1 protein-coding gene is annotated in these 1288 nt (G+C 49.5%); it reads right to left on the reverse strand.

Translation table 11 applies throughout. From position 1 onward, the window contains the following. Window positions 1-249: 249 nt before the first annotated feature. Window positions 250-1116 (reverse strand): hypothetical protein, encoded by an 867-nt coding sequence (locus AAA952_RS22265; RefSeq protein ID WP_338259698.1) that lies wholly within the window; start codon window positions 1114-1116, stop codon window positions 250-252. Between the last annotated feature and the right edge of the window lie 172 nt (window positions 1117-1288).

Below are 1288 nucleotides of genomic sequence, written 5' to 3' on the forward strand. Positions count from 1 at the left end.
TTCCAACGGTTGCGTCTCTTGCTCTGTCGACGCCGACTGCTGCAGCGCTGCTCTCTTATTCATATAGCTATTCCTTTGCAGTGCCCACGGACTGCACGGTCGTCGTTAACCTACCCACACAGCTCGTACTTAATGTTTTCTCGCTCTTGACGACCTCGCCGCGAAAGGCCTGTCAGCATCTTGGTGGCAAAGCAGCCACTGATGGACACCGAATCTCGCGCCAATAAATAATAGGCGCGAGAAAAAACGTTAACTGGGCAGGGTATTCTCAGGGGCAAAATCTGACAATTGGACTGGTTCGCCGTCACGGGTGCCAACTTTAGAGAGACCAACTATTCGTTCATTTTTCAATAAAAAGAGTTTCGACCACGGTAATTGCTTCATCAGTAGCGACAACACTTTATGCATATCTTCGGGATAGCAATAACAGTCGAGATTTGAATAATATCCGAAATAAAACCTGTCTGTATCACACGATATATATGGCCTCTTGTGGGTCACTTTTATCATGTGGGGATGTCCACGCTTGATAGCACTTATTGAGGTGGTTTCTACATTTTTAAAACCAGTAAAGAAAAATGCCATCACGGCAAAACCACCCGCGCCGACCAAGGCGGCCGGGCCTAACAACGCCACGCCGACAATACAAACTACCACCCCAAACCAAGCCAGCCCCCGTACTACCGCGTAGGCTGCATCCGGAATAGCATCATGATAGGTGGTAACTAACCCCTCGGTGGTGAGCCGATAATGGTACTGCTTGTCTGCAAACCAGAGGTAACGAGCAGATAGGAACATTATTAGGGCCATGATGATTAACCCCATACCCAAGCTAGTATCGCCAGATAACAAATAGCTCCCTATAAGTGCTAAACAGCCACACGGGATCAGGAAGGTTAACCAAAATAGACCATAGACAGTCGCCACCCGAATATCCCACTCATAAAGCGTGGGCGCCTCTCGCACCCGCTGCAGACGCAACTGATAGAGCCGGTCTTGCTCCTCTTTGGGTAATTGCAGGTACTCACTGCGCGGCAGGTCTTCATACCGACTGTCGTCCAACAGTTGTGTCTCTTGCTCTGTCGACGCCGACTGCGGCGCTGCCCTCTTATTCATATAGCTATTCCTTTGCTGTGCCCACGGTACTGCATGGTCATCGTTAACAGCTCGAACTTAATGTCTTCTCACCCTTGACGACCTCGCCGCTAAAGGTCTGTTAGCCTGTATCCAGATAATGGTCGTAATTAGCGCCAATAACAGGCGCGAGAAAAAACGCTAACTGGGCTGA

The organism is Shewanella sp. M-Br, assembly GCF_036245925.1.
GTDB lineage: Bacteria > Pseudomonadota > Gammaproteobacteria > Enterobacterales > Shewanellaceae > Shewanella > Shewanella oncorhynchi.